The organism is Clostridium sp. 1001271st1 H5, assembly GCF_005845215.1.
Classification (GTDB): domain Bacteria; phylum Bacillota; class Clostridia; order Lachnospirales; family Lachnospiraceae; genus Enterocloster.
Window position 1 is genome coordinate 141,102 of the sequence record NZ_SPHO01000006.1, and the last position, 24,870, is coordinate 165,971.

A 24,870-nucleotide genomic window follows, 5' to 3' on the forward strand; every position below is an offset into this window, starting at 1 on the left:
CCGCCTGCAGCCTGCACCATTTCTGTCATACTCACACATCCAGGCCCATGATGCGCACCCATCCTGCATGTTGGAAACGGCTTAAGATAAGGGAGCAGGAGACCGCCTGTTCTCTTGGCAGGTCATGGGACACAAATTCATGAAGCTGCTGGAAAAAGGACCTGCACAGAATATGAATCAGCGTACTGCTCATCCCCGCTGCCGTATGCCCCAAAGACTCCATGGCATTGATAAAATCCCAGCAGGATTGCTCCTCCACTGCTGCCAGTCTGTCAAAATAGCGTTCCCTTACCCCCGGCGCACTGCAGCACAGCAGCAGTTTGAATACCTCAAAATGGTCATAGATATAATTCACCATCCATGGAATATACTGCTCTGTAATCTCATTCAGCCGGGCAGGCTGCAATCCGGGCGGCAGGGAAGCAAATTCCTTGTGCACTTTATCATACATGGCCAGCAGTTCCTCTGCCGTGTCCGCTGTCAGGGCGTCAAACAATGCTTTCTTTCCCGGAAAATAACCGTATATGGCTCCGGTTGTCACCGACGCCTCCTTTGCAATTCTCCTGAGGGATGCCTTTTCATATCCATATGTAAGAAATTCCTTTTTCCCTGCCTCTAATATGGCTGCAGCTGTGCTGTTATCCCGGCCCCCCATGTCAATCCCCCTGTCCTTTCCCCATATCCTTATAACACTGTTATATAACATCGTTATTATGTTACAAAAAAAGGCATCCGTCAATGCATATAACTGATACCTTTTCTCATTAAACCATTTTTTGCATTTTTTGAAAAATCTTCTCAAATAAACTGATTAAAATCACGCGATTTGGAGTATGATTAAGTTAGACAGGTCTAATCCAAATGCATCAAATTGTCAAAAACAATTATTAGAAAGGACAAATATCATGGGACGCAGTTATCATTTATCAAAGAAACTGGCAGATAATCAAGCCAGGGAAATCCTTCGGGAAATAAGTGAGCTTCCCGATATCAAGCAGGCCCATTTCAGTACAGGCCTGGACTATCTGGAAATAGAGACAGGCAATCAGGATTACTCCGATGTTATGTCCAGGGCCGTCAACATTTTCCGCCGGGCAGGCGGAGGCTGTGAACTCTCCTTTGCCAGGTTCCTCCATTAAGCCAGGGGACCTTCATGCAGTCTGAGGTGCTGTTGCAGCAGCACCTCAGACTGCTGCAGACAAAGCGGCTCTGGGATTTGCATCCCGGAGCCTGCTTTCTAACAATTCAGAACAATCCTTTCATATACAGAAAATTGTAAATCTGCTTAAAGATAGACCTCTGTCTGGCTGTAAGCCTGGTGGAGCCAGTTGTGCTACAGACTATGGCGGCAGGATGTGTCTCTCCCCATTTCTGCCTACGCCTTCCCCAACAGGGACCTGCCATATGGCAGAGGGCCACCACAAAGGAATGAAGCTCGTGGCCGCCGGGAACGCCGTGGAAAAGAATATTCCCGCCGCTGTAAAATCCCCGGTCCCGGGGCACCTGTCCTCTGTGCCGGCAGCTGTCCTATATCAGTCCTACCAAATCCAGGCTTGGCTTTAAAGTGTCTGCTCCGGGCTGCCATTTTGCGGGGCACACCTGGTCGCCGTGTTCTGCCACAAACTGGGATGCCTGGACACGTCTGAACAACTCGTCCGCATTCCTGCCCACATTGCCTGCAATAACCTCGTAGGCCACAATCTTACCTTCCGGATTCACAATGAAGCTTCCTCTTTCAGCCATTCCGTCCGCCTCTATCATCACGTCAAAATCCCTGGCCAGTCTGCCCGTGGGGTCTGCCAGCATGGGGTAATTGATTTTTCGGATGGTCTTGGATGCATCGTGCCATGCCTTGTGGACAAAATGGCTGTCGCAGGACACGCTGTATATCTCGCAGCCGGCTGTTTTAAAATCCTCATACTTATCAGCCAGGTCCTCCAGCTCAGTGGGGCACACAAAGGTAAAATCCGCCGGATAGAAAAAGAATATGGCCCACTTGCCTAATACGTCTGATTTCTTTACTTCCCTGAACGCTCCGCCTGCATAGGCCTGTACTGTAAAATCGCTGATTTCTTTTCCAATTAATGACATATTGTTTCCTCCTGTTATTTATGATGGTTTTTAGGTGTTCTCCCGCTGTTCTTCTCTGATAATCTTGCTGATAACCCGGCAAACCATTCAGGTTACAGCGGTTTGGTTTATATTGGTATTTAAGTGCCGCTCCTTTGTTAGTTTTAACTAACTTAGTTATATTTTACCAAATCACCGGCTGTTTGTCAAGAAACAATATTAATAATAATTATTAATATTGTTTCTTTTGTAACATGAGCAAAAAAACAGCCGGACAAGTTTCCTCATCCGGCTGTTCCCGCCCTTCCTTATTACTCATCAAATGAATTAATGACTGATAATTCCGGCTTCATATCATATTTCTTCTTGAAAGCAATGGCTCCCACAACGCCTGCCAGGGTACCGCTGATACCGGCCAGCAGCAGTGCCATCAGTACCTTTAACGGCGGATTGAAGGCAAAGGGCGCCAGCAGTCCCGGTATGGGAGAAGCGGTTCCCGGGGCATTGTTGATGATGCCCAGGAATGCGGCGGCTACTCCCGCAAAGCCTCCCCCGAAGAAATTGGAACAGTAAATCGGTATGGGATGCTTTGTAATAATATGCGCCTGTGTCAATGGCTCCATCATAACAGCTGCTACGTTGCTGTTATCCCCGAAGTGGAGCATTTTAAAGATAACGCCGTTGGTAAAGGAACCGCCGAAGCAGGCAATGGCTGCAATGCCCATGGGCAGTCCCGTAAGTCCCAGCATGGCGGTGAGGGCCATGGAACTAAGGGGCGACGTACAAATCATCTTGATGACGCCTCCCAGCAGAAGTCCCATAAGAATGGGGGACTGCTCGGTAGCTGCCGTAATCATGCCGCCGATGTGAGCCAGGGCTGCATTTACAGCCGGATCCACCAGGAAAGCAATGAATCTGGCAATGGGCGCAATCAAGAGGGCTCCCAGCACGGAATCCAGGCCCGGCGGAAGGTGCTTCTCAATAAACGGTGCAAGAAAGCCAATTGCATATCCTGCGATGAATCCCGGAAGAATGCCGTATCCACCCAATGCAACGCCTCCAACTACCGCAAACACAGGATTCACACCCATGCCAATCGGTACCATGATTGCCGCTGCCACACCGCCCATATTGCCCGATATGGTACCAGTCTCTCCAAGAAATGCCAGGTGAAGCAAATCTCCGGATATGTACCTGTGGACAGCCTCCACCAGGAAAGTTGCAACTGCTGCATTGGCCATTCCCGACATGGCCGCTGAACCTTTGGGTGCCTTCATGCTGAAAAGTGAGAATGCTGCCAGCGTCAATAATAGTAATCCTAACCCCGTAATAATTGTCATAAATCTACGTTCCTCCTGTTTTTTGCTCTCCGCAGATATCCCTTGGCCGCTTCCCACCACAGACCGCCGTTACCGCTGTGATAGCTCTTAAGCTAAGGTATATCCTTGGTAGAGTTTTCGCAATGCAGGTAACGAAGAAGTCCCCAAAATTGCAAAAAAACAGAGACAGACATAAACATAGCGTAGATGTCTGCCTCTGTCCTTTCACCTGAAAGTTTCCCTGACGCGGTTGCTGCTATGCCGCAGGTTGCTTCATCGGTATTCACAATTTAGTGACCTTCTCCAGAGTCCCGTCCGAATTCGATTCTTTTGCCTGAGAGTTTGCGCATCCCCTTCGGCGTTACCTGACGGTAAGCTCTCCCGAATTCATCAACCGGTCTGTCATTAACTTTGTTTATATTTTAACATCAAACATAGAAAAAAGCAATAGAATTATGTTCAGTTCATTTCTTTTTCACAAAAATCCGCATGTGTTTTTATGCACCTGGCACAAAATAGTCCATAAAAAATGACAGAAAATAAACGGATGTCCATTTACTCTCTGCCATCCTTAAATTAATTGTAAAATATAGGAAGGGGGATTTTATTTTTTCTCCGTATACGCCCCAAAAAATCAGTCCAGAAGATTGGTCATGCTCTTTAAGCTGACGGCCAGCGTGGAGGTGTTATGGAGCATGGCTGACGCGGCCGGGGTTATGACGCCTCCCACTCCCAGCAGAATAAGGCCCAGGTTAAAACCGATGACAAACCGGTAGTTCCGGTCAATCCGGTCCATAAGTCCCCGGCTGATGGCCCTCAGTGTCACCAGCTGGAACAGGTTATCCTCGGAGATGGTGATATCTGCTATCTCCCTGGCAATCTCAGCCCCCTCGCTGATGGCAATTCCAGCGTCGGCAGCCGACAGGGCCGGCGAATCATTGATTCCATCGCCAATCATAATAACCCTGCGGCCCTTTCTCTTTTCTTCCTCCACAAACCTGGCCTTGTCCTCAGGAAGGACTTCTGAATCGTATTCATCCACTCCCACGCGCCTGGCAATGGCGGCAGCCGTGCGTTCGCTGTCCCCTGTCATCATAACAATCTTGGTTATATCCTGCCTGTGAAGGGCGGCAATGACAGCATCAGCCTCATCCCTCAGCGGGTCCTCAATGCAGATTACAGCTGCCAGGTTTCCTCCGATGGCAAGGTAGAGATGGGAATATTCCGCGGGCAGGCTGTCAAACTCATCCCTTTTATCCTCCGGTATCCTGCATCCCTCATCCTCAAATACAAAGTGATAGCTTCCTATCACCACCCTCTCATCGCCCACATAGGTGGCTATGCCGTGGGCCACCATATAATCCACCCTGGAATGCATCTCCTTGTGAACCAGCCCCCGCTTCACCGCCTCATGGACCACCGCGTTGGCCATGGAGTGGGGGAAATGCTCCTCCAGGCAGGCCGCAATCCGCAGCAGCTCATCCTTCTTCATGCCGTTGAATACCACCACGTCCGCCACCTGGGGCCTGGCCTTTGTCAGGGTTCCTGTCTTGTCAAAGACAATGGTGTCCGCAGCAGCCACTGCCTCCATGTATTTGCCGCCCTTTACCGTAATATGGTAGCTGCTGGCCTCCCGCATGGCCGAGAGCACGGAAAGGGGCATGGCCAGCTTCAGCGCGCAGGAGAAGTCCACCATCAGAATAGACAGGGCCTTGGTCACATTGCGCGTCAGAAGCCACGTCAGGGCGGTTCCGCCCAGGCTCCAGGGGACTAAGGCGTCAGCCAGGGTGGCTGCCTTGCCTTCTGCCGTGGACTTAAGCTGCTCCGACTCCTCAATCATGGTCACAATACGCTCAAACCGGGTGTCGCCTGCCGCCTTTTTGACCCGGAGGGTAATCTCCCCCTCCTCAACGGCTGTCCCTGCATACACATAGGAACCCTCTTCCTTCCTGACAGCTACGGACTCCCCTGTCATGGACGCCTGGTTCACCATGGCATCCCCCGAGGCAACCACACCGTCCAGAGGGATGACATTCCCCATGTGGACCGTTACCAGGTCTCCCTCCCGGATTTTTGAAACAGGGACCAGGACCTCTGTTCCGTCCACATTCTGCCATACCCTGGAAATATTCAGGGACATGCTCCTGGCAAGGTCGCCCACAGACTTTTTGCGGGTCCATTCCTCCAGAAGCTCCCCGATTCCCAGGAGAAACATGACCGAACCAGCTGTGTCAAAATCCCTTCTCAGCACAGAGACGGCAATGGCTGTGGCGTCCAGCACCTCCACCTCCAGCTTTCCTCTGAGCAGGCACCGGATTCCCTTCATCAGATACCGGAGGGTGTGGGCTGCCGTATAGACGGCCCGGACAGGAGCCGGCAGGAGGGACTTTGTAAATGCCCGCACCACCACCTTCTGCACCAGTTTTTCCTTGTATTCCCGGTTCAGGGCCCTGCCGCTGTTCTTTGGCACCAGTTCCTGAATCCGCTGATTCTCATAAGAGAACCGCTGTATATCCTCCAGGATTTTCCCGGAACCGCCCTCATACACAACCACTGCATCCGCTGTTCTCTCATATACCCTGACAGCCTTTACCCCGGGAAGGGTACAGATATAATAATGGAGCAAATCAGCCTGCCGTATGCTCATATCCTTCTGATAAAAATGAATTCTAACCCTTCCCCTTATCTCATGTCTAATCACAAACTTCATTGTTTTAAGCTCCTATTCTCAACCTGGCCGGACACTTTCCGGAAAAAATTACCGCCCGGAGATATCCTTCCCCAGGCGGATTGTATCCTACGCTGTAACCGTATCAGCAGGAGCTGTCCCCGCTTCCTTTAAGCCTTCTGCGGTCTGCTCCGGGGTTTCCTCCCCGCTCTCATCCTCAAATACGTCTTCCTGATAGCGCTGCGCATTGATTTCCTTAGCCTCTGCCAGAATGTCCTCAGCGTTCTCCTGGATATTGGTAGCGGTAGTCATCACACAGTCCTTAGCCCTTAATCCGGCTGCCAGGCAGTTGATGTAAAACTTCTTGGCGTCATCACTTCCCAAAATCTTTACGCCAGCTGTTCCAAACAGGACGCCGCCTAAAAAAAGGCCTATTCTCTTACATTTAAAACAATCCATCATTCCTTTGCCCTCCTATTATTTTTATACTAACTTCCGCCCCCCGGGGTAGTCAATTCTAACATAAGTTGTTGAGAAATTTGCTCATTTAGCCTCCCAGGACACGGCCTCTGCCTCGTCCTCCCTGTCAGGCACAAAGGAGTATTGATAGGAACGGACCAGCACACCGATTTCCTCCAGCGCACTTACAGTCCTGTACACAGTGGCCATCCCCAGCTTCGGGTCCCGTTTCCGCGCCTCGTAGAAAATCTCCTTGCAGTTTGTCCAGTTTCCCTCCAGTATAACATCTAAGAGCATCTTACGCTGTTCTGTAATCCGCATTCCCCTCCTCTGAAACTCATCTATCACCTGTGCCTTCTGCCACATGTCAGTTCCCTCCTCACCTTCCACCGGCCAAATCGGAATGTGTCCGGAAAATGCCTGCCTCAGCTTTTCCGGACACTTCTATCCTTCAGGTGCCCCGCACACAGGCCGGCCTTAAGCCGTGTCTGCCTGCGGCGGCACATTATGATGCTGCTTTTGTCTTTATGCTGACATTAAGGGAGCTGCTTTCTTTATAAGGCCTTACCAGCAGATAAATGAAACCAGCCACTACTGCAATTGCGGCAATTGCCCCGATTCCAAAGGTTCCTGTCATAAACCAGTTCCCCAGCTGGTAGATGCACAGTGAAACAGCGTATGCCAGCAGGGTCTGGTAGCCGATTGCAAACCAGGTCCACTTTGCATTGTTCATCTCGCGCTTGATGGCGCCGATGGCTGCAAAGCAGGGCGCGCACAACAGGTTAAATACCAGGAAGGAGTATGCGCTGGCCACAGTGAAGCTCTGTGCAAGGGTTCCCCAGATTTCCTCGCCGTCCTCAGCCACTTCTGCAAATCCGTAAAGGATGCCGAAGGTACCAACCACGTTCTCCTTTGCCACCAGGCCTGTGATGGCTGCAACGGCCGCCTGCCAGTTGCCCCAGCCCAGAGGTGCAAATATCCAAGCAATGCCCTGGCCAATGGTTGCCAGCAGTCCGTCAGACAAATCTTCCACCATCCCGAAGTGTCCGTCCGTAAAACCGAAGCTGGATGTAAACCATACAAAGATGGTGGATAACAGAATCACGGTTCCCGCCTTCTTGATGAATGACCAGCCCCTCTCCCACATGCTGCGCAGTACGTTGGATACAGTGGGAAGATGGTAGGCAGGAAGCTCCATTACAAATGGCGCCGGGTCCCCTGCAAACATTTTCGTCTTTTTTAAGATGATGCCGGAGCAGATAATGGCTGCGATTCCAACGAAATAAGCGCTGGGTGCAACCCAGGAGGCGCCTCCGAACAGCGCGCCTGCAAACAATGCGATAATCGGAAGCTTGGCGCCGCAGGGAATAAAGGTGGTGGTCATAATGGTCATTTTACGGTCCCTGTCATTCTCAATGGTACGGGAAGCCATGATTCCGGGAACGCCGCAGCCGGTTCCTATCAGCATTGGGATAAAGGACTTTCCCGACAGTCCGAACTTGCGGAAAATCCTGTCCATGATGAATGCAACCCTGGCCATGTAACCGCAGGACTCAAGGAATGCAAGGAAAATGAACAGTACCAGCATCTGAGGCACAAAGCCCAGCACAGCGCCAACACCGGCCACGATACCGTCTAAAATCAGGCTGGACAGCCAGTCAGCGCAGCCAACAGCCGCCAGGAAGCCTTCTGCCACAACCGGAATGCCAGGGACATCCATGCCGAACATGGACCAGCCTTCGCCAAACAGGCCGTCGTTGACCCAGTCGGTTGCAGCGGTTCCCACTGTGGATACGGATACATAGTAAACAATCCACATTACCACTGCAAAGATTGGGAGGGCCAGGAAACGGTTGGTGACAATGTGGTCAATCTTGTCGGAAATACTCAGTTTTTCCCTGCTCTTCTTTTTATAGCACTTGCCAATGATGGAAGTAATGTATGTATAGCGCTCATTGGTAATGATGCTCTCAGCATCATCATCCATGGTGTCTTCCATACGCTTTACAATGCTCTCCACATCCGGAACCATGGTCATCTGTGCTGCAATCTTGTCATCCCGTTCAAACAGCTTGACGGCATAGAAACGCTTCTGTGCCTCAGGCACATTGCCTCCGATGCACTGCTCGATTTCCTCCAGGGAAGCCTCCACATCAGAAGAAAACTTGTGTACCGGCACAGACGCCCTGCTGTCCCTTGCCAGCTCCACTGCCTTGTTGGCAGCCTCCATGATGCCGGTGCCCTTTAATGCGGAAATCTCCGCCACCGGGCAGCCCAGTTCCCTGCTCAGGGCCTCGATATTAATCTGGTCCCCGCTCTTCTTAACCACGTCCATCATGTTAACGGCCATCAGCACGGGAATCCCCAGTTCCATCAGCTGGGTGGTCAGGTACAGGTTGCGCTCCAGATTGGTTCCATCCACAATATTCAGTATGGCGTCCGGACGCTCGGTAATCAGGTAATTCCTGGCAACCACTTCCTCCAGGGTGTAGGGAGACAGCGAATAAATACCGGGAAGGTCCATGATGATGACATCCTTGTTCCCCTTAAGTTTGCCTTCCTTTTTTTCCACCGTGACACCAGGCCAGTTACCTACAAACTGATTGGAACCGGTGAGACCATTAAACAGTGTGGTCTTTCCGCAGTTGGGATTACCGGCCAAAGCAATTTTGATTGACATTTTCATATCCTCCTCATTTTCTTATTGAGAAAATTTATCAACAAATTAGTTTCAACTAACTCAGTTCTTTAAAAAAAAGCAGTTTCTACTGCACTTCAATCATCTCTGCATCCGCTTTCCTTAAGGACAGCTCATAGCCCCTTACATTTACTTCCACGGGGTCCCCCAGAGGCGCCACCTTGCGGACATAGACTTCTGTCCCCTTTGTAATGCCCATATCCATGATACGGCGCTTTACAGCCCCTTCTCCGTGCAGTTTAACAACCGATACCGTGTTTCCGCATTTTACTTCCTTCAATGTGCGCATCTTATTCATGCTCCTTTCCTTTTCATACCCTTGGCCAGTTTACACCATAATCTTATTGGCCATCTCTTTGCTGATGGCAACCCTTGATTCCTTTACATTGACAATCACATTGCCATTGTTAACAGAAACAACAGTCACGCTTGCTCCCGGTACGAATCCCATGTTCTCCAGATGACGCTTTACCTCTTCCTTACCGCCCACCCGGACTATGGATGTCACCGTACCTTCCCTTACCATTGTCAACGGCATACCCATCACTCCTCTTTCTGAAACCTGATGTGATTCTGTTTCCTATATCCGTATTGCAGCTGGAAAGTTATGGTATCCTAACTGCAAATTTAGGTTAGCACCAGTTAACCGAAATGTCAATAATTTTTTTCAATTTAAATGCGGGTTTTTTGCAATTACAGTTCAGTTCCCAATTTGCGTTTCCCTCCCGTGTATGATAAAATAGAAAATAGCCGCCGCAGACTCAGAGCGAACGAATTACTATCAGTGGGAGGATTTGATTAAATTGAAAATACAGGAATCAGCTGAAAATTATCTGGAAACAATCTTGATTTTAAGCCGCCGCAACCCCTATGTCCGCTCCATCGACATTGCCAACGAGCTGGCATTTTCCAAGCCCAGTGTCAGTGTAGCCATGAAGAATCTCCGCGAAAACGGTTATATCCTCATGGATGACCAGGGCCATATCACCCTCAGCAGCATGGGGAAGGAAATTGCTGAGACCATGTACGAGCGCCATACCATGCTGTCCCAGTGGCTCATGTATCTGGGGGTGGATGAAAAGACAGCCGCAGAGGATGCATGCCGCATTGAGCATGTGGTCAGCGCCGAGAGCTTCCGTGCAATCAAGGACCATATCACCAGAGGACATGAGCTTCCGGAAGACAATGCTCATGTGCGGTAAAGTAATAAAAAGATTTAGGTAGCCGCCTTAACTATTCCTAAATAAGATAATATGCACAGTATTTTCTCGTAAATAGAAAATAAATTATTGCATTTTACCAATTATTATGTTAAAATGACAATGTAACAAAGAGCTATGTATTTTTAAGGAAAGGGAGGAACTTATGAATTTAAGAAAATCTATTTTAGCACTTTCAGTAGTAGCTGGAATTGTAGCTGCTCCAATGACTGTATTTGCCGCTCATACTCATAGTTGGGGTTCTCCCCAGTACTATGGATATGAAGATGAAATGCCTGGTATATATGATGACTGGGATAAATGTGCGACACGTCATGTATATAATTACAAACAATGTTTAATTTGTGGAGAAGTAAGCATTTATGAAGTTGAGACGATTGAAATGTCTCACAAATGGGTGAATGGTGCATGTGTATATTGCAACAAAGGTTACGCGAAAGAGATAAATTAACATAGTATCATTACCGGCAAGTTTATAATCAAAAAATAGAAAGCATTGAGAATATTTCATAATTTCTTGAAAGTACTCTCAGTGCTTTCTTTGATAATATGAAAGGAGAAATAAATGCAAAAAAAACAACTTTCTGTATTAGTACTAATTATTTTATGCTTTTTATTAGGATGTAACAGAGAAACACCAAAAGATGAATCTCAACAAAATTATGAAGATGAATCTAATATTTCTAAAACAAATGGAGAAGAACTTGTAAATATAAACAGTGAATTGTTAGGTTCGACTCCTTTTGATATCCAAATCGATAAAACAGCATTGCAGACTAGAAAAGAAACAGAAACAGAAGTTACAATAAAGACAAATTTAACAGACTGGGGTTATACTGTTTCTTCTGAAAAAGGGAAAATATCTGATATAAATAAAAATTCATTCATATATATAGCACCTAAAGATGAGAGGGATGATACTATAAAAATACAATTATCGGACTATGAAAATGGCATATCATATGAATATACAATTCCACTTATTTTTGCGGGAAACAATGAACATTCTTTAGATAAATTCAAGGAAAATCTTTCAAGATTACCTAATAGTTAGTAAAGAGTCGATAGACTAAAGTACCACCATCCTCTTTTATTTCAACTGAATATCCATCCCGCCGCACCGCAGCGGCACATGAAGCAGTAAATCCGAAAAAGATTTGCTGCTTTTTTTGCGTCCATTTTTGGCAAATTTCCAAAAGTTCCGTATTAGACAGTGAAACCAAAAAAGGCTGCCATTTTTTTCAGACAGCGGGCAAAACGCAGCTTCCGAAACGCCTTATTGTCGGGAAAGACCGAGCCGCCGGAAAAGTTCTTGCCGGAAAGTCCGTCCATTCTGCTCTTTTGTGGTTTGTAGGGAGTAAGGGAAAAACGCCAGCCCGCAGCCTTTTATAAAAAAAGCTGGTTATAGATTTTCTGAAAAAGTGGCAGTAGCAAGTGAACGGCAGGCCGGCAGTTTCTTAGAGCAAGATTCTACCGAGGTGCCAAAATTCGCTTATCGCTCATTTTGCCCCTGCGGGAATCTTGTTGGGGAGTGCCTTCCCCAAACCCTGCTTATGCGGCTTGCGCCGCTGAAAAACCCCTCAAAATATTTTTCGGATTTTTCAAAAACAGTTCCGCTTCACACCCTGTTTTTCTCCTATTAGTGAGAGGACACCACGCACAGAAAGGAGGTCAACCACCTATGAAACGATACAACACGCCGCACCGCAGCCGGGTAGTCAAAACACGCATGACCGAGGAAGAATACGCCGAGTTTGCCCAGCGGCTTTCTGCTTACCACATGAGCCAAGCCGAGTTTATCCGGCAAGCCATAACCGGGGCAGCCATACGCCCCATCATAACCGTTTCCCCCATCAATGACGAGCTGCTTGCCGCTGTCGGGAAGCTGACCGCCGAATACGGGAGGATCGGCGGCAACTTAAACCAGATAGCCCGGACGCTGAACGAGTGGCACAGTCCCTATCCGCAGCTTGCCGGGGAGGTACGGGCGGCGGTTTCCGACCTTGCTGCCCTAAAGTTTGAAGTCTTGCAGAAAGTGGGTGACGCTGTTGGCAACATTCAAACATATCAGCTCTAAAAACGCCGACTATGGCGCAGCGGAAGCCTATCTCACATTTGAGCATGACGAGTTTACCATGAAAGCCACCCTTGATGAAAACGGGCGGCTGATACCGAGGGAGGATTACCGCATTTCTTCCCTCAACTGCGGGGGCGAGGATTTCGCTGTTGCCTGTATGCGAGCCAATCTCCGCTATGAGAAAAACCAAAAACGGGAAGATGTGAAAAGCCACCACTATATCATCAGCTTTGACCCACGGGACGGGACAGACAACGGCTTGACCGTAGACCGGGCGCAGGAGCTGGGCGAGCAGTTCTGCAAGGAGCATTTCCCCGGACACCAAGCCCTAATCTGCACCCACCCGGACGGGCATAACCACAGCGGGAATATCCATGTGCATATCGTCATCAACTCCCTGCGGATTTACGAAGTCCCGCTTCTGCCCTACATGGACAGACCAGCCGACACGCTGGAGGGCTGCAAGCACCGCTGCACCAACGCCGCTATGGAATATTTCAAGAGCGAAGTCATGGAAATGTGCCACCGGGAGGGGCTTTACCAAATCGACCTCTTGAACGGCAGCAAGGAACGGATAACCGAACGGGAATACTGGGCGGCAAAGAAAGGGCAGCTTGCCCTTGACAAAGAGAACGCCGCCAGAGAAGCCGCCGGACAGCCGACCAAGCCCACCAAGTTTGAAACGGACAAGGCGAAGCTGCGCCGGACGATACGGCAGGCACTTTCCCAAGCTGGCAGCTTTGACGAGTTTTCTTCCCTTTTGCTGCGGGAGGGTGTGACCGTCAAGGAGAGCCGGGGGCGGCTTTCCTACCTCACGCCGGACAGGACAAAGCCTATCACAGCCCGAAAGCTGGGGGACGATTTTGACAAGGCTGCTGTCCTTGCCCTGCTCACGCAGAACGCCCACAGAGCTGCCGAACAGACCAAAGCCATACCCGAATACCCTGCCGCAGTTAAAAAGCCGTTACAAGGGGAAAAAGCTGCAAAAACCACCCCGGCAGACAACACCTTGCAGCGCATGGTTGACCGGGAAGCCAAGCGAGCCGAGGGCAAGGGCGTGGGCTATGACCGCTGGGCGGCAAAGCACAACCTAAAGCAAATGGCAGCTACCGTTACCGCCTATCAGCAGTACGGCTTTTCCTCCCCGGAGGAACTGGACGAAGCCTGTTCTGCCGCCTATGCCGCCATGCAGGAAAGCCTTGCGTGGTTGAAGCAGGTGGAAAAGACGCTGAACGGGAAAAAGGAGCTGCAACGGCAGGTGCTTGCCTATTCCAAGACCCGCCCTGTCCGGGACGGGCTGAAACAGCAGAAAAACGCCAAAGCAAAAGCAGCCTACCGTCAGAAGCATGAAAGTGACTTTATCATAGCAGACGCAGCCGCCCGCTATTTCAGGGAGAACGGCATTTCCAAGCTGCCGAGCTATAAATCCCTGCAAGCAGAGATTGAAAGCCTTATCAAAGAGAAAAACAGCGGCTACAACGATTACCGGGCAAAACGGGAGGAGTACCGCCGCTTGCAGACTGTCAAGGGCAATATCGACCAGATTTTACGCCGGAGCGAGCCGCAGCGCAGAAAGGAGCAGAGCCATGAACGGTAATATCCCCCGCATGGACTACCGCCAGTACCGGGCAGCCCGCCGCCTTGTGCATGAGTGCTGCAACTATGACAGCGGGAACTGCCTGCTGTTGGAGGACGGCGAGCCTTGCGTGTGTGTACAGAGTATCAGCTATTCGCTGCTCTGCCGCTGGTTTACCGCCGCTGTCCTGCCCCTTGATGAAGCACTGGAAGCCGCCCTCTTGCGCCGGGGAAGCCGGAAACGCTGCGCTGTCTGCGGGGCGTTCTTCTTCCCAAAATCCAACCGGGGGAAATACTGCCCGGACTGCGCCGGACGCATGAAGCGGATAAACGCCGCCAAACGGAAGCGGAAACAAAGGGAGAAATGTCACGCTTTAGGGCATTTCAAACCCGCATAAATCAAGGCTTTTTTGGAGGGTGTCAAAGGGTGCGTGATACATTTATCCTTTTCCCTTAAAAACGCCCCCTAAAAGCGTAACAGAACCCACAGACAGACACCACAAGGAGGTGAACCCTATCGCTGATTATATGACCGCAGGAACGGAGCTGCCCGCTTACCTGCCTTACCCCCGTTTCCTGCTGGAAACAGACCTATCCCACACCGCAAGAGAGTTATATGCGCTGCTGTTAGACCGTTCCACCCTTTCGCAGAAGAACGGCTGGCAGGACAGCGAGGGACGGACATACATTGTCTACCCCATAGCAGAGATAGCGGAAATGCTGGATAAAGGCTGCACCACCATAAAGGGCGCACTGAACGAACTGGACGCTGCCGGGCTGCTGGAACGCAGACGGACGGGCTTTTCTGCCGCCAACCGTCTGTATGTGAAAGTGCCGCCTATCCCAGTGGTACAGTTTTCCGACCAACTGACGGACGGAAAACCGCCCCTCATAAGGGCGGGAAACCGACCAACTGACAGCCGGAAAACTGACCTTATGACGGTCGGAAAACCGTCCCCTAACCAAACTAATATAAACAACCTAATAGAGAGCCAAACAAAAGGAGCGAGTGAGGGGCAGCCCCCCGCCGCTTATGGCAGATATAAAAATGTATTTCTTTCTGACACAGAACTTTTGGAGCTGGAACAGGACTTCCCCGGCAAGTGGGAGTATTACCTTGACCGCCTTTCCTGCCACATCGCTTCCACCGGGAAGCAGTACCAGAGCCATGCAGCCACCATTTACAAGTGGGCGCAGGAGGACGCTGCCAAAGAGAAGCCAAAGAAAGGCATACCGGACTATTCATTCAAGGAGGGAGAAAGCCTATGACCGATACAATCCACAACACCATACTGCCTATGACCGACACCACAGCCGAGCCGGAGGATTACACCGGGGAGGACGGGCTTTTATACTGCGGCAAATGCCGGAAACCCAAAGAAGCCTATTTCCCGGAGGGCAAGACCTTTTTCGGGCGTGACCGCCACCCGTCAGAGTGCGACTGCCAGCGGGCAGCCCGTAAGGAACGGGAAGCCGCCGAGAAGCGGCGCAGCCACCTTGAAACGGTGGAACGGCTGAAACGGCAGGGCTTTACAGACAAGACCATGCAGGACTGGACATTTGCCAACGATAACGGCAGCTGCCCGCAGATGAAGAACGCCGCCGGATATGTGGCACGCTGGGAACAGATAAAGGACGGGAACTACGGGCTGCTCTTGTGGGGCAGGGTAGGCACTGGGAAAAGCTATTTTGCCGGGTGTATTGCAAACGCCCTCATGGAGCAGGAAGTCCCGGTGTGCATGACAAACTTTGCAGCAATATTAAACGACCTTGCCGCCAGCTTTGCGGGCAGGAACGAATATATTTCCCGCCTTTGCAGCTTCCCCCTGCTCATCATTGACGATTTTGGAATGGAGCGTGGCACAGAATACGGTCTGGAACAGGTCTACAATGTGATTGACAGCCGCTACCGGAGCAGGAAGCCGCTGATTGTGACGACCAACCTCACGCTGGAGGAATTGCAGCACCCGGAGGACACCGCCCACGCCCGGATTTATGACCGCCTGCTTGAAATGTGTTCCCCTCTCTGCTTTACCGGGGAGAATTTGAGGAAAGCCGCCGCACAGGGAAAAATGGAACAGCTGAAACGGCTGCTTGCCGGAAAGGAGATTTGCCTATGACCGACACCCAGAGAAACAAACGCCCTGCCCGCCGCCCGGACTGCGTGACCGAAACGAGGATAGGCAACACAATCCTTGTGGTGTCTGGCTTTTTCAAGGAGGGGGCGACCGACACCGCCGCTGACAAGATGATGAAAGTGCTGGAAGCAGAAGCCGCCGCCGGATATTTGACCTGTGATAAGCCTGATTGAAAAACCGTCATTTTTACCGACCGTAAAGAAGCAGATTTGACGCTTTTGCCGCTATACAGACAGCCGCCCCATGTGGTACAATCAAGGTACGGAATAGTGGGGCTGGCTGTCGGAAACGGAGGAATTTATGTTAAGACAGACCACCCAGCAACTCATTACCGCCCTTTACCCAAGACTGTCCCATGAGGACGAGCTGCAAGGCGAGAGCAATTCCATTTCCAACCAAAAGAGGATTTTGGAAACCTATGCCAAACAGAATGGATTTTCTAATCTGCGCTGGTACACCGACGACGGTTATTCCGGTGCGAACTTTCAAAGACCCGGATTTCAAGCCATGCTTGCAGACATTGAAGCAGGGAAAGTCGGGACAGTTATCGTCAAGGATATGTCGAGGTTAGGGCGAAACTACTTACAGGTGGGAATGTACACAGAAATGATTTTCCCACAGAAAGGTGTCCGCTTCATCGCTATCAATGACGGAGTGGACAGCGCACAGGGGGAAAATGATTTTGCCCCGCTGCGGAACATTTTTAACGAATGGCTGGTGAGAGATACGAGCAAGAAAATCAAGGCAGTAAAACGCTCTAAGGGCATGAGCGGAAAGCCCATCACAAGCAAGCCCGTCTATGGCTACCTCATGGACGAGGACGAAAACTTTATCATTGACGAGGAAGCCGCCCCGGTGGTACGGCAGATTTACAGCCTTTGCCTTGCCGGGAACGGTCCGACCAAGATAGCCCGTATGCTGACCGAGCAGCAAATCCCCACGCCGGGGACGCTGGAATACCGCAGGACGGGCAGCACCCGCCGCTACCACCCCGGCTATGAGTGCAAGTGGGCGACCAATACCGTGGTTCATCTGCTGGAAAACCGGGAATATACGGGCTGTCTGGTAAACTTTAAGACCGAGAAGCCGTCCTACAAGCTGAAACACAGCATAGAAAATCCCCCGGAAAAGCAGGCGGTTTTTGAGAACCACCATGAGCCTATCATTGACCGGGAAACGTGGGAACGGGTGCAGGAGTTACGCAAGCAGCGCAAACGCCCCAACCGTTATGACGAAGTGGGCTTGTTCTCCGGCATACTCTTTTGTGCCGACTGCGGCAGCGTCATGTACCAGCAGCGATACCAGACGGACAAGCGCAAGCAGGACTGTTATATCTGCGGAAGCTACAAGAAACGCACCGCCGACTGCACAGCGCACTTTATCCGCACTGACCTCTTGACCGCTGGCGTACTCTCCAATCTGCGGAAAGTTACCAGCTATGCGGCAAAGCATGAAGCCCGGTTTATGAAGCTTTTAATCGAGCAGAATGAGGACGGGGACAGACGCAGGAACGCCGCCAAGAAAAAGGAGCTGGAAGCCGCCGAGAAACGCATAGCCGAGTTATCTGCTATCTTCAAGCGGCTGTATGAGGACAGCGTAACCGGGCGCATATCGGACGAGCGTTTCACAGAGCTGTCGGCAGACTATGAAGCCGAGCAGAAAGAACTGAAAGAACGTGCCGCCAGACTGCGGGAAGAACTTTCCAAAGCGCAGGAAGCCACCGCAAACGCTGAAAAGTTTATGAATGTGGTACGCAGGCACACTACCATTGAAGAACTTACCCCTACTCTGCTGCGGGAGTTTGTGGAGAAAATCGTTGTCCATGAAAGCGTTGCCCTTGACGGGAAACGCCGGGGCAAGTTACGCAGACAGGAAATCGAAATCTATTATTCTTTTGTCGGCAAGGTAGAACTGCCCGACACCTAACCGCCCGACCTATCCGACATACCTCATGTGCCGGATAGGAACGGCAAAATTTTTTACACTTCTATTACTTCTTTATCACACATAAGCAAAATCGTAAGACATATATTCATATATACGCAAAAACACAGCCTTTCCCGGCCATGCCGCCTGGAAGCGCTGTGTTTTTTGTTCTATTTCCGCATTGTTTCATGGTTCCTGCTGATGGTTCCTGCTGATGGTCCCTGCTGATGCTCCCTGCTGATGGTTCCTGCGATGACTTTCCCCTATTGTTAATGTTCACTCTGCTGTCCCTGCTCTTCTTCCGGAACCTCCGGCCGTCCTGTTCTTATATACACGCTCTCCGGCCGCCCCTTGGTGGTGGTCCTTGTCTTATATGCAATCCTCAGATATCCCTCCTGCTCCAGTACGGCCAGAAAACGGTTGGCGCTGCGTTTGGTGATGCCCAGTCTGAGGGCAAGGGTCCTGGCCGTGATTTCCTGTTTGTCAGAGGCGCTGATGGCTGTGAATATTTTCTTTACCGTCAGGGGTGAAAGCCTGGACTGTACATCCAGTACCTGGCTGTTGTCCACATTTATGAGAAGCTGGCCCGCCTCCCCCATGGGACCGATGATTTGCTCCCGCTCATTAATCAGATAGGCCGGGGACTGCTTCAGTTCCGCCTCATGGCAGGCGTCAAGGGCATTTAACCGCGCCTGGGAAAGGCTGTTTCCAAGGCCGTAGCCTATGCTGAAACGGGCTGACAGCTTCTTCTCCCTCAGAAAGGCGTTCAGCCGGTCCTCCCTAAAATCTCCAGTCCATCCGGCCACATGTTTCTTGGTGGACACGATTTCCAGCCCGTAATGGCGGCGGTGCACCGAACAGTCAATCATGGACGCGCCTATGAATTCAATCACAAGATTTTCAAGCCGCATGTAATCGTAATCCAGTCCCTGGAACATCTCGTCTGCGGAACCATGCTCCGACAGCTTCACAATGATGACGCCCGGTATCTGCTCCTCCAGTTTCCTGCGCTCTATCTCATTGAGCAGCTTATCGCACACTTCCCCCACATACCGCTTGCCGGGGAAGGGAAAATAGACCTTCACACCAGCCTCCACAAGAGCCGGCATAATACTGGAAAACCGGGTGACGGATAAATCAATTTTTCCTTCCTCCCAGAGGCTTACATGCTTTTTGTACTCCTCCTGCTCAATCTGAAGCATCCGCTCCATGTCAAACTCGTCCTCTGAAAGCTCCCGGATATCAGGCATGGGGCTGCGCCCCTCCACGAAATCCTTAAGACCCACGCCGAAGACTTCCACAATGTCGGCGTATACCCTTGTAAAATCCAGATTCCTGTTCTCATTTAACAGCTTCAGGAACAAACGGTACAGGGCAGCCTCATCCGTATTGAAGAAACAGATGGGACGGTTCTCTTCTTTATAGTAAAGATGTATCATGTGGGCCGGAAAACTGCCGGATGTAAGAATGCCGTCATACTCATCGGTTATCTTTTCATGAATCTGCTGTATATCTGCAAATGTCCTGTACGTAAATATGCTGTAATCAAAGTCCAAATCCGCAAGCATGGACTGGAGAAATTCCTTTATATACTCTGTTGCGATAACTGCAATCTTCCTCTTCAATTTCATTCCTCCCAAAACCGCTCTGTCCCTTAATCTTAACATAGCAACGTAAAATCCGCACCCTCCAAATAAAAAAAACCTTATTTCTTTGTTAATTCTGTATATAAATCTTTTTTAGTCCCTTGACAACCATAGTATATTTGCTATAATAAAGACATGTCTCTATATAGTCTTTTTATATTTTAAGGAGGGTACCATAATGAATGAATTCTTACAGCGAGCAATGGAACTTGAATCCCAGATGCAGAAGGACCGCCATTATCTGCACCAGCACGCCGAAGCAGGCGAACACCTGCCCGGCACAACGGCATATGTCATGGAACGCCTTGCCTCTATAGGGCTTTCCCCCCAGGAAATCTGCGACTCAGGCATCACTGCCCTGATTGAAGGCGGACACCCTGGTAAGACCATTCTTCTCAGGGCTGACATGGATGCCCTCCCTATGAATGAGACAAACAGCCTTCCCTTTAAGACGGTCACGGGTGCAGCCCATAACTGCGGCCACGACATACATACCTCCATGCTGCTTGCGGCTGCCCGGATTCTGTACGAGCGCAGGGATGAACTCCGGGGGAACGTGAAACTGATGTTCCAGCCCGCGGAAGAGGTTTTCTCAGGCTCTGAAAACATGATTAAAGCAGGGCTCCTGTCCAATCCAACAGTGGATGCCGCCATGGGTATACATGTGATGTTAGACACCCCGGTTCCCTCCCTCAACTATGGCACCGGCTTCATGACATCCTCCTGCGACGGTTTTAAAATCACGGTAAAGGGCGTGGGCTGCCATGGCGCCATGCCTCATCTGGGCATTGACCCCATCAATGTGGGCTTCCATATTTACAGCGCCTTCCAGAATCTCATAGCCAGAGAATGCGACCCGGGCGAGAAGGCAAGCCTTACCCTGGGCGCCTTCAATGCAGGCTCCACCTCCAACATCATTCCTGACAGCGCCGTGCTCATGGGCACCCTGCGCACCTATAATAAGGAGCTGCGGGCCAGACTGGTAAAAAGAATGCATGAGATTACCGAATACACGGGCAGGGTCTTCGGAGTCACTGTTTTATATGAATCCCTCTCCGAGGTTCCCTCCACCTATTCCGACCCGGACCTTACCAGGGAGCTGGCAGGCTACGCCTCAGAGATAACGCCTGATTTCATCCAACGCACGGATTACTCCGTCACGCCCTCCGACGACTTTGCCCGTGTGGCTGAGAAGGTTCCCTCTGTCTACTTCATGATAGGATGCAAGGTGGAAGGATGTACGGTCCAGCACCACAATCCAGGGGTATTATTCGATGAAACCGTCATGCCCTACGGGGCCGCCGTACATGCAGCCTGTGCATATAACTGGCTGAACAGGAGGAACGCATAATGGAGCACAAAAAAATATATTATGGCTGGTTTGTTGTCTTTGGATGTCTCATGATTACATGTACCATGGTGCCCCCCATCATGGCGCTCAGCAATAAATTCCTGATTCAGGTCACCGGTGAGCTGCAGATTTCCAGAAGCGCCTTTACCCTGGCCAACACCATTCTCCAGGGCCTGGGAATCTTCCTGTCCCCCATGGTGTCCGCCAGGCTTGCAAGGGGCAACATGAAGCGTATCCAGACCGTCAGCATCATTGGCTTTGTCCTTTCATACGCCTCCTTCTCCCTTGCCACCAACGTGATTCATCTTTACATATCCTCCTTTTTCACCGGCATTTTCTTCCTAAATGCCTCCCTGATTCCCGTAAGCATGATGATTACCAACTGGTTCATCAAAAAGAGGGGACTTGCCATGAGCATTGCCATGGCCGGAATCGGAGTGGGCGGCACCATCTTCAGCCCTGTCATCACATGGCTGCTGGGAGCCTACGGCTGGAGGAGCACCTACCGCATTATGGCAGTCATCATCCTGGTGCTGGCCCTTCCCGCTGCCCTGTTCATTCTCAGGAAACGCCCGGAGGACATGGGACTCCTGCCTTACGGCAGCGAGGATGTATCCCAACAGGAGGCTGCGCCCAAAAGCAGCCCCAAAAAGGCAGATATTATATTTCCCCTCAGTGTAAAGGAATCCAGGACAAAAGTGTTCTTCATCCTTTTTATCTTCGGCATGCTGTGCAACGGCCTGATTAATACCGGTTCCCTGGGCCACTTTCCCCCGGCCATCGAGGAACTTCAGGGTCCCCAGGTACAGGCTTTAATCATCTCCATGTACTCCATGATTGGCATATTCGGCAAACTGGTGCTGGGATGGCTCAATGACAGGTTCGGCGTTGTGGCCAGCACTGCCTTTGGATGCATCACCTTTGCCCTGTCCTTCATCTTCATCCTCTTTGGACAGAACATAAACATGCTGTACATCATGGCCCTGCTCTTCGGCCTGGGAGATGCCATCGGCACCGTGACTCCGCCTCTTATTACCTCCGCCATCTTCGGCGCTGAAAAATACGGCGAGGCATACGGAATCGCCAACAGCTTCTCACAGATTGGCCTTTCCCTGGGCGCGCTTATGGTGGCTGCCATCTATGATACCAGCGGCTCCTACAATACAGCCTGGATTCTCCTGCTCATCCTGACCCTGGGCGCCTTCGCGGGCTGGGTAGGCGCATACGCAGCCTCCAGAAAGTACTGTGAAAAGCCTCTGCCGGACAGCAATACGCAGAATGCATAAGGCCAGGTAAAAAAGGAGTGTCTCCGAAGCACCATCTGTATATCAGAATGGTGCCGGAGCACTCCTTTTAGTGTGTCTGCGTATCGTCTATTAACGACATATTTCCCCTATGTTATTTCAGGACTCCATCAGTCATAGGACGGCTCCCCTTCGCCGCCAATCCGCTGCCTGCCGGGATTGTACCACAGGATTGCCGCTGTCTGCAATCATTCTTGCTGATAACCCTTTTATGATAACAGTCCCTCATATAGTTTCCTGTCCACGTCCTTAAACACATTAAAAATAATTCGGTCAAAGGCTGTTTGCCGTTGTTCCAGGAATTCTGCCGCTGTATCCACTGCAATCCCTGCCGCCTCATCATTGGGAAAATGGAATTCCCCGGTAGAGATACAGCAAAAGGCAATGCTCCTTATTCCCCGTTCTGCAGCCGCAGCCATGCAGGAATAGTAGCAGTTCCTCAAATCCTGTCTCAATTCTTCTGTCAGCCTCATTCCCACAACTGGCCCCACGGTATGAATCACATACTTACAGGGAAGGCAGAATCCCGGCGTCAGAACCGCCCTCCCAACGGGCTCCTCATAATCCGGTTCCTCCCTGCGCTTTTCGTCCATGTACCGGCGGCAGGCTTCACGCAGCCCCAGACCCGCAGCGGAATGAATCGCATTTGCTATGCCTATCTAAATCACACATTTCATCCTCACTTTCCCGAAAAAAATCATCATATTCCTCATTAGAGCATCCTTTTATAAAGATATGGCATATTTCTTCTTTATCATTCGGGGCTACAATGATTCTTTCAATTAAAGTAGTAAGCAGGGAAAGTTTATCTTCGTACTCCATATCGGCAACAAGGCTATTGAAATTAAGCAGCGTTTTCTTAACTTCACTAAGTCCTTTCATCAAATCCTGCTGTCCTTGATGTGCCTGTTCTAATTTGGCAATAATGCGTTCTGTCTGTACCAACTCATCAGACAATGCGGTTATATCATCTTGGATATACTTTTTAATTGTTTCGTCCGCTTCACGCAGATTTCTGACTTGCGTAGCAATAGTGGACTGTATTTTCTCTTTCCTTTTTTTTGCTTCAGCTAAGTCACGCTCATTGCTGTCATTTTTGATTAAGGACTGCATTTTGCTGTCTAAAATCTTTGTGTAGTATTCGCTGTCCTGTTCCGCAATCTTTCCTAACTGCTCCATTACAAAATCATCAAGACGATTTCCGTCAATGGACTTAAAGTTGCATTTCTCTTTCCCTCGCCTTTTCGGACAGCCATATTTGAAACGTGGTTTGCCATTTGTCCAACGATTGGATTCTGGCAGGACACGCAATCTGCCGCCGCAAATCGGACAGTAGACAAGTCCGCCAAGCAGAGCATTGGTCGCTCTGTGAGGTCTGTTGTATTTATCGGCAATCGCTTCAAGAAGCTCCTGCGTTTCAATCCATTCAACACTCGGAATAAAGCCCTCATGCTTACCGACAGAAATAATCCACTCGGCAATCGGCTTGTCCGCACAAACCTGAACAAATTTCGGTTCAATAAATGTGCTTTCTTCATCTTCCAATCTTTCTTGGTCAGTCTTATTATACGCCATAATTCCATGAATGGCATCAAAATCTTTTTCATCAGAGCAGATATTCCCGTTCTTCTGATAGAAATAATCAAAAGATATTTCGTCTGCTGTGCAATAAATAGGATTTGACAGAATATCTTTGATACTCAAAGACGTATGCTCTTTTCCAAATTTGGTCTTGTAGTCCTCACCGATGATAGTAGCAGTCTTATTGATAGAACGACATTGACGGAAAGTTTTAAAAATCTGCTGTACCATTTTCTTTTCATCGGGTATAGGCTCTAAATGAGTAATGGAAGTTTTATTTTTTCCACTACCGATAGTGTTCCGTATCGCCTTAAAGCCTGTGGGCGTACAGCCACCCATCCATCTGCCATCCTTTGCAAGTTCGATTAAGTTATCCGCTATTCGTTCTGCAATAATATCCCTTTCAAATTCAGCTATGATTGCCAAAAAAGAAATCATTATCTTTGAAGTGCTGATTAGTGTATTGATATTGTTGGAACAGACCAACAACGCCACATCATGCTTATTAAAGAAATCAATTAACCGAAGCAGGTCAGATGTTTTCCTGCTGATACGGTCTAATTTATAGCACACAACCGCACGGATTTTCCCTGCTTCAATATCGTGAAGCATTCTTTGAAAATCGGGTCTGTCTGCATAATATCCGCTCAAGCCTTTATCTTCATATTCTAAAAAGCAGTAGTCCTCTGGTAAATTTAACTGGCTTCTTGCAAAGTCAGCACTCTGCTTCATCTGGATGCCTGTGCTGTCGCCCATATGCGTTAGCTTTGACTTTCTTGTATAAATAGCAACATCTCTAAGGTCAATCCCAACTCTTGGTTTTCTTCGCATATCTCTT

The 24,870-nt window shown here is 49.9% G+C and carries 26 protein-coding genes and 1 riboswitch; of the genes, 14 read left to right on the forward strand and 12 right to left on the reverse strand.

The genetic code is table 11. The features are described 5' to 3' along the window. Positions 1–31: 31 nt before the first annotated feature. Complete coding sequence (locus FGS84_RS10985) at positions 32–706, reverse strand: helix-turn-helix domain-containing protein (RefSeq protein ID WP_347563825.1); 675 nt, start codon at positions 704–706, stop codon at positions 32–34. Positions 707–905: 199 nt separating this feature from the next. Between FGS84_RS10985 and FGS84_RS10990 the strand changes: the two genes are divergently transcribed. Next, a complete protein-coding gene (locus tag FGS84_RS10990) occupies positions 906–1,139 on the forward strand; it encodes a hypothetical protein (RefSeq protein WP_138308300.1) in 234 nt (77 codons plus the stop codon). Between the two features lie 388 nt (positions 1,140–1,527). On the opposite strand, the gene ahpC is transcribed toward FGS84_RS10990, so the two are convergent. The 8 genes from ahpC to FGS84_RS11035 form a co-directional block, all read right to left on the reverse strand. After that, the gene (gene ahpC, locus FGS84_RS11000; protein WP_138308304.1) at positions 1,528–2,091 is read right to left on the reverse strand and encodes an alkyl hydroperoxide reductase subunit C; all 564 of its coding nucleotides are present in this window, start codon (positions 2,089–2,091) and stop codon (positions 1,528–1,530) included. A 290-nt stretch (positions 2,092–2,381) separates the two neighbouring features. Continuing rightward, complete coding sequence (locus FGS84_RS11005; protein WP_138308306.1) at positions 2,382–3,410, reverse strand: PTS sugar transporter subunit IIC; 1,029 nt, start codon at positions 3,408–3,410, stop codon at positions 2,382–2,384. A gap of 291 nt (positions 3,411–3,701) precedes the next feature. Then, positions 3,702–3,783: riboswitch (glycine riboswitch) on the reverse strand. Between the two features lie 240 nt (positions 3,784–4,023). Continuing rightward, positions 4,024–6,099, reverse strand: coding sequence for a heavy metal translocating P-type ATPase (locus tag FGS84_RS11010; RefSeq protein WP_138308308.1), 2,076 nt, complete (start codon positions 6,097–6,099; stop codon positions 4,024–4,026). 87 nt (positions 6,100–6,186) lie between these two features. Further along, positions 6,187–6,519, reverse strand: a complete 333-nt coding sequence (locus tag FGS84_RS11015) for a DUF6110 family protein (protein WP_138308310.1) — start codon at positions 6,517–6,519, stop codon at positions 6,187–6,189. Positions 6,520–6,600: 81 nt separating this feature from the next. Further along, on the reverse strand, positions 6,601–6,882 hold the full coding sequence (locus FGS84_RS11020; RefSeq protein WP_138308312.1) for a transcriptional repressor: 282 nt from the start codon (positions 6,880–6,882) through the stop codon (positions 6,601–6,603). A 139-nt stretch (positions 6,883–7,021) separates the two neighbouring features. Next, positions 7,022–9,196, reverse strand: a complete 2,175-nt coding sequence (gene feoB / locus FGS84_RS11025; protein WP_138308315.1) for a ferrous iron transport protein B — start codon at positions 9,194–9,196, stop codon at positions 7,022–7,024. Between the two features lie 85 nt (positions 9,197–9,281). After that, on the reverse strand, positions 9,282–9,503 hold the full coding sequence (locus FGS84_RS11030; RefSeq protein WP_138308317.1) for a ferrous iron transport protein A: 222 nt from the start codon (positions 9,501–9,503) through the stop codon (positions 9,282–9,284). Positions 9,504–9,542: 39 nt separating this feature from the next. Next, positions 9,543–9,752 (reverse strand): ferrous iron transport protein A, encoded by a 210-nt coding sequence (locus FGS84_RS11035; RefSeq protein ID WP_138308320.1) that lies wholly within the window; start codon positions 9,750–9,752, stop codon positions 9,543–9,545. A gap of 265 nt (positions 9,753–10,017) precedes the next feature. Between FGS84_RS11035 and FGS84_RS11040 the strand changes: the two genes are divergently transcribed. From FGS84_RS11040 to FGS84_RS11090, 11 genes are all read left to right on the forward strand, one after another. After that, entirely contained in the window at positions 10,018–10,416 is a 399-nt protein-coding gene (locus FGS84_RS11040) for a metal-dependent transcriptional regulator (RefSeq protein WP_138308536.1), read from the forward strand. Between the two features lie 163 nt (positions 10,417–10,579). After that, positions 10,580–10,885: a hypothetical protein gene (locus tag FGS84_RS11045; RefSeq protein WP_002569240.1), complete on the forward strand. Its 306-nt coding sequence runs from the start codon at positions 10,580–10,582 to the stop codon at positions 10,883–10,885. A gap of 114 nt (positions 10,886–10,999) precedes the next feature. After that, a complete protein-coding gene (locus FGS84_RS11050; protein ID WP_002569239.1) occupies positions 11,000–11,488 on the forward strand; it encodes a hypothetical protein in 489 nt (162 codons plus the stop codon). Positions 11,489–11,855: 367 nt separating this feature from the next. Next, positions 11,856–12,077, forward strand: coding sequence for a hypothetical protein (locus FGS84_RS30840; protein ID WP_156327584.1), 222 nt, complete (start codon positions 11,856–11,858; stop codon positions 12,075–12,077). A gap of 38 nt (positions 12,078–12,115) precedes the next feature. Beyond that, on the forward strand, positions 12,116–12,511 hold the full coding sequence (locus FGS84_RS11060) for a plasmid mobilization relaxosome protein MobC (protein WP_002594236.1): 396 nt from the start codon (positions 12,116–12,118) through the stop codon (positions 12,509–12,511). Next, a complete protein-coding gene (locus FGS84_RS11065; RefSeq protein ID WP_002594235.1) occupies positions 12,483–14,108 on the forward strand; it encodes a relaxase/mobilization nuclease domain-containing protein in 1,626 nt (541 codons plus the stop codon). Before FGS84_RS11060 ends, FGS84_RS11065 begins: the two co-directional genes overlap by 29 nt. Next, on the forward strand, positions 14,098–14,484 hold the full coding sequence (locus FGS84_RS11070; protein ID WP_002594234.1) for a cysteine-rich VLP domain-containing protein: 387 nt from the start codon (positions 14,098–14,100) through the stop codon (positions 14,482–14,484). The genes FGS84_RS11065 and FGS84_RS11070 overlap by 11 nt, the downstream gene beginning before the upstream one ends. 130 nt (positions 14,485–14,614) lie before the next feature. Further along, a complete protein-coding gene (locus FGS84_RS11075; protein WP_002594233.1) occupies positions 14,615–15,355 on the forward strand; it encodes a replication initiator protein A in 741 nt (246 codons plus the stop codon). Further along, a complete protein-coding gene (locus tag FGS84_RS11080; protein ID WP_002594232.1) occupies positions 15,352–16,206 on the forward strand; it encodes an ATP-binding protein in 855 nt (284 codons plus the stop codon). The genes FGS84_RS11075 and FGS84_RS11080 overlap by 4 nt, the downstream gene beginning before the upstream one ends. Continuing rightward, positions 16,203–16,397, forward strand: a complete 195-nt coding sequence (locus tag FGS84_RS11085) for a transposon-encoded TnpW family protein (RefSeq protein WP_002594231.1) — start codon at positions 16,203–16,205, stop codon at positions 16,395–16,397. Before FGS84_RS11080 ends, FGS84_RS11085 begins: the two co-directional genes overlap by 4 nt. A gap of 127 nt (positions 16,398–16,524) precedes the next feature. Continuing rightward, the gene (locus FGS84_RS11090) at positions 16,525–18,150 is read left to right on the forward strand and encodes a recombinase family protein (RefSeq protein ID WP_002594230.1); all 1,626 of its coding nucleotides are present in this window, start codon (positions 16,525–16,527) and stop codon (positions 18,148–18,150) included. 269 nt (positions 18,151–18,419) lie between these two features. On the opposite strand, the gene FGS84_RS11095 is transcribed toward FGS84_RS11090, so the two are convergent. Continuing rightward, a complete protein-coding gene (locus tag FGS84_RS11095) occupies positions 18,420–19,775 on the reverse strand; it encodes a hypothetical protein (RefSeq protein WP_138308322.1) in 1,356 nt (451 codons plus the stop codon). Positions 19,776–19,974: 199 nt separating this feature from the next. On the opposite strand from FGS84_RS11095, the gene FGS84_RS11100 reads away from it, so the two are divergent. Both FGS84_RS11100 and FGS84_RS11105 read left to right on the forward strand, forming a co-directional pair. After that, a complete protein-coding gene (locus FGS84_RS11100; protein WP_138308324.1) occupies positions 19,975–21,147 on the forward strand; it encodes a M20 family metallopeptidase in 1,173 nt (390 codons plus the stop codon). Then, on the forward strand, positions 21,147–22,433 hold the full coding sequence (locus tag FGS84_RS11105; protein ID WP_138308326.1) for an MFS transporter: 1,287 nt from the start codon (positions 21,147–21,149) through the stop codon (positions 22,431–22,433). The genes FGS84_RS11100 and FGS84_RS11105 overlap by 1 nt, the downstream gene beginning before the upstream one ends. 227 nt (positions 22,434–22,660) lie before the next feature. On the opposite strand, the gene FGS84_RS11110 is transcribed toward FGS84_RS11105, so the two are convergent. Next, complete coding sequence (locus tag FGS84_RS11110) at positions 22,661–23,110, reverse strand: macro domain-containing protein (protein WP_347563830.1); 450 nt, start codon at positions 23,108–23,110, stop codon at positions 22,661–22,663. Next, entirely contained in the window at positions 23,061–24,863 is a 1,803-nt protein-coding gene (locus FGS84_RS11115; RefSeq protein ID WP_171042611.1) for a recombinase family protein, read from the reverse strand. The genes FGS84_RS11110 and FGS84_RS11115 overlap by 50 nt, the downstream gene beginning before the upstream one ends. Between the last annotated feature and the right edge of the window lie 7 nt (positions 24,864–24,870).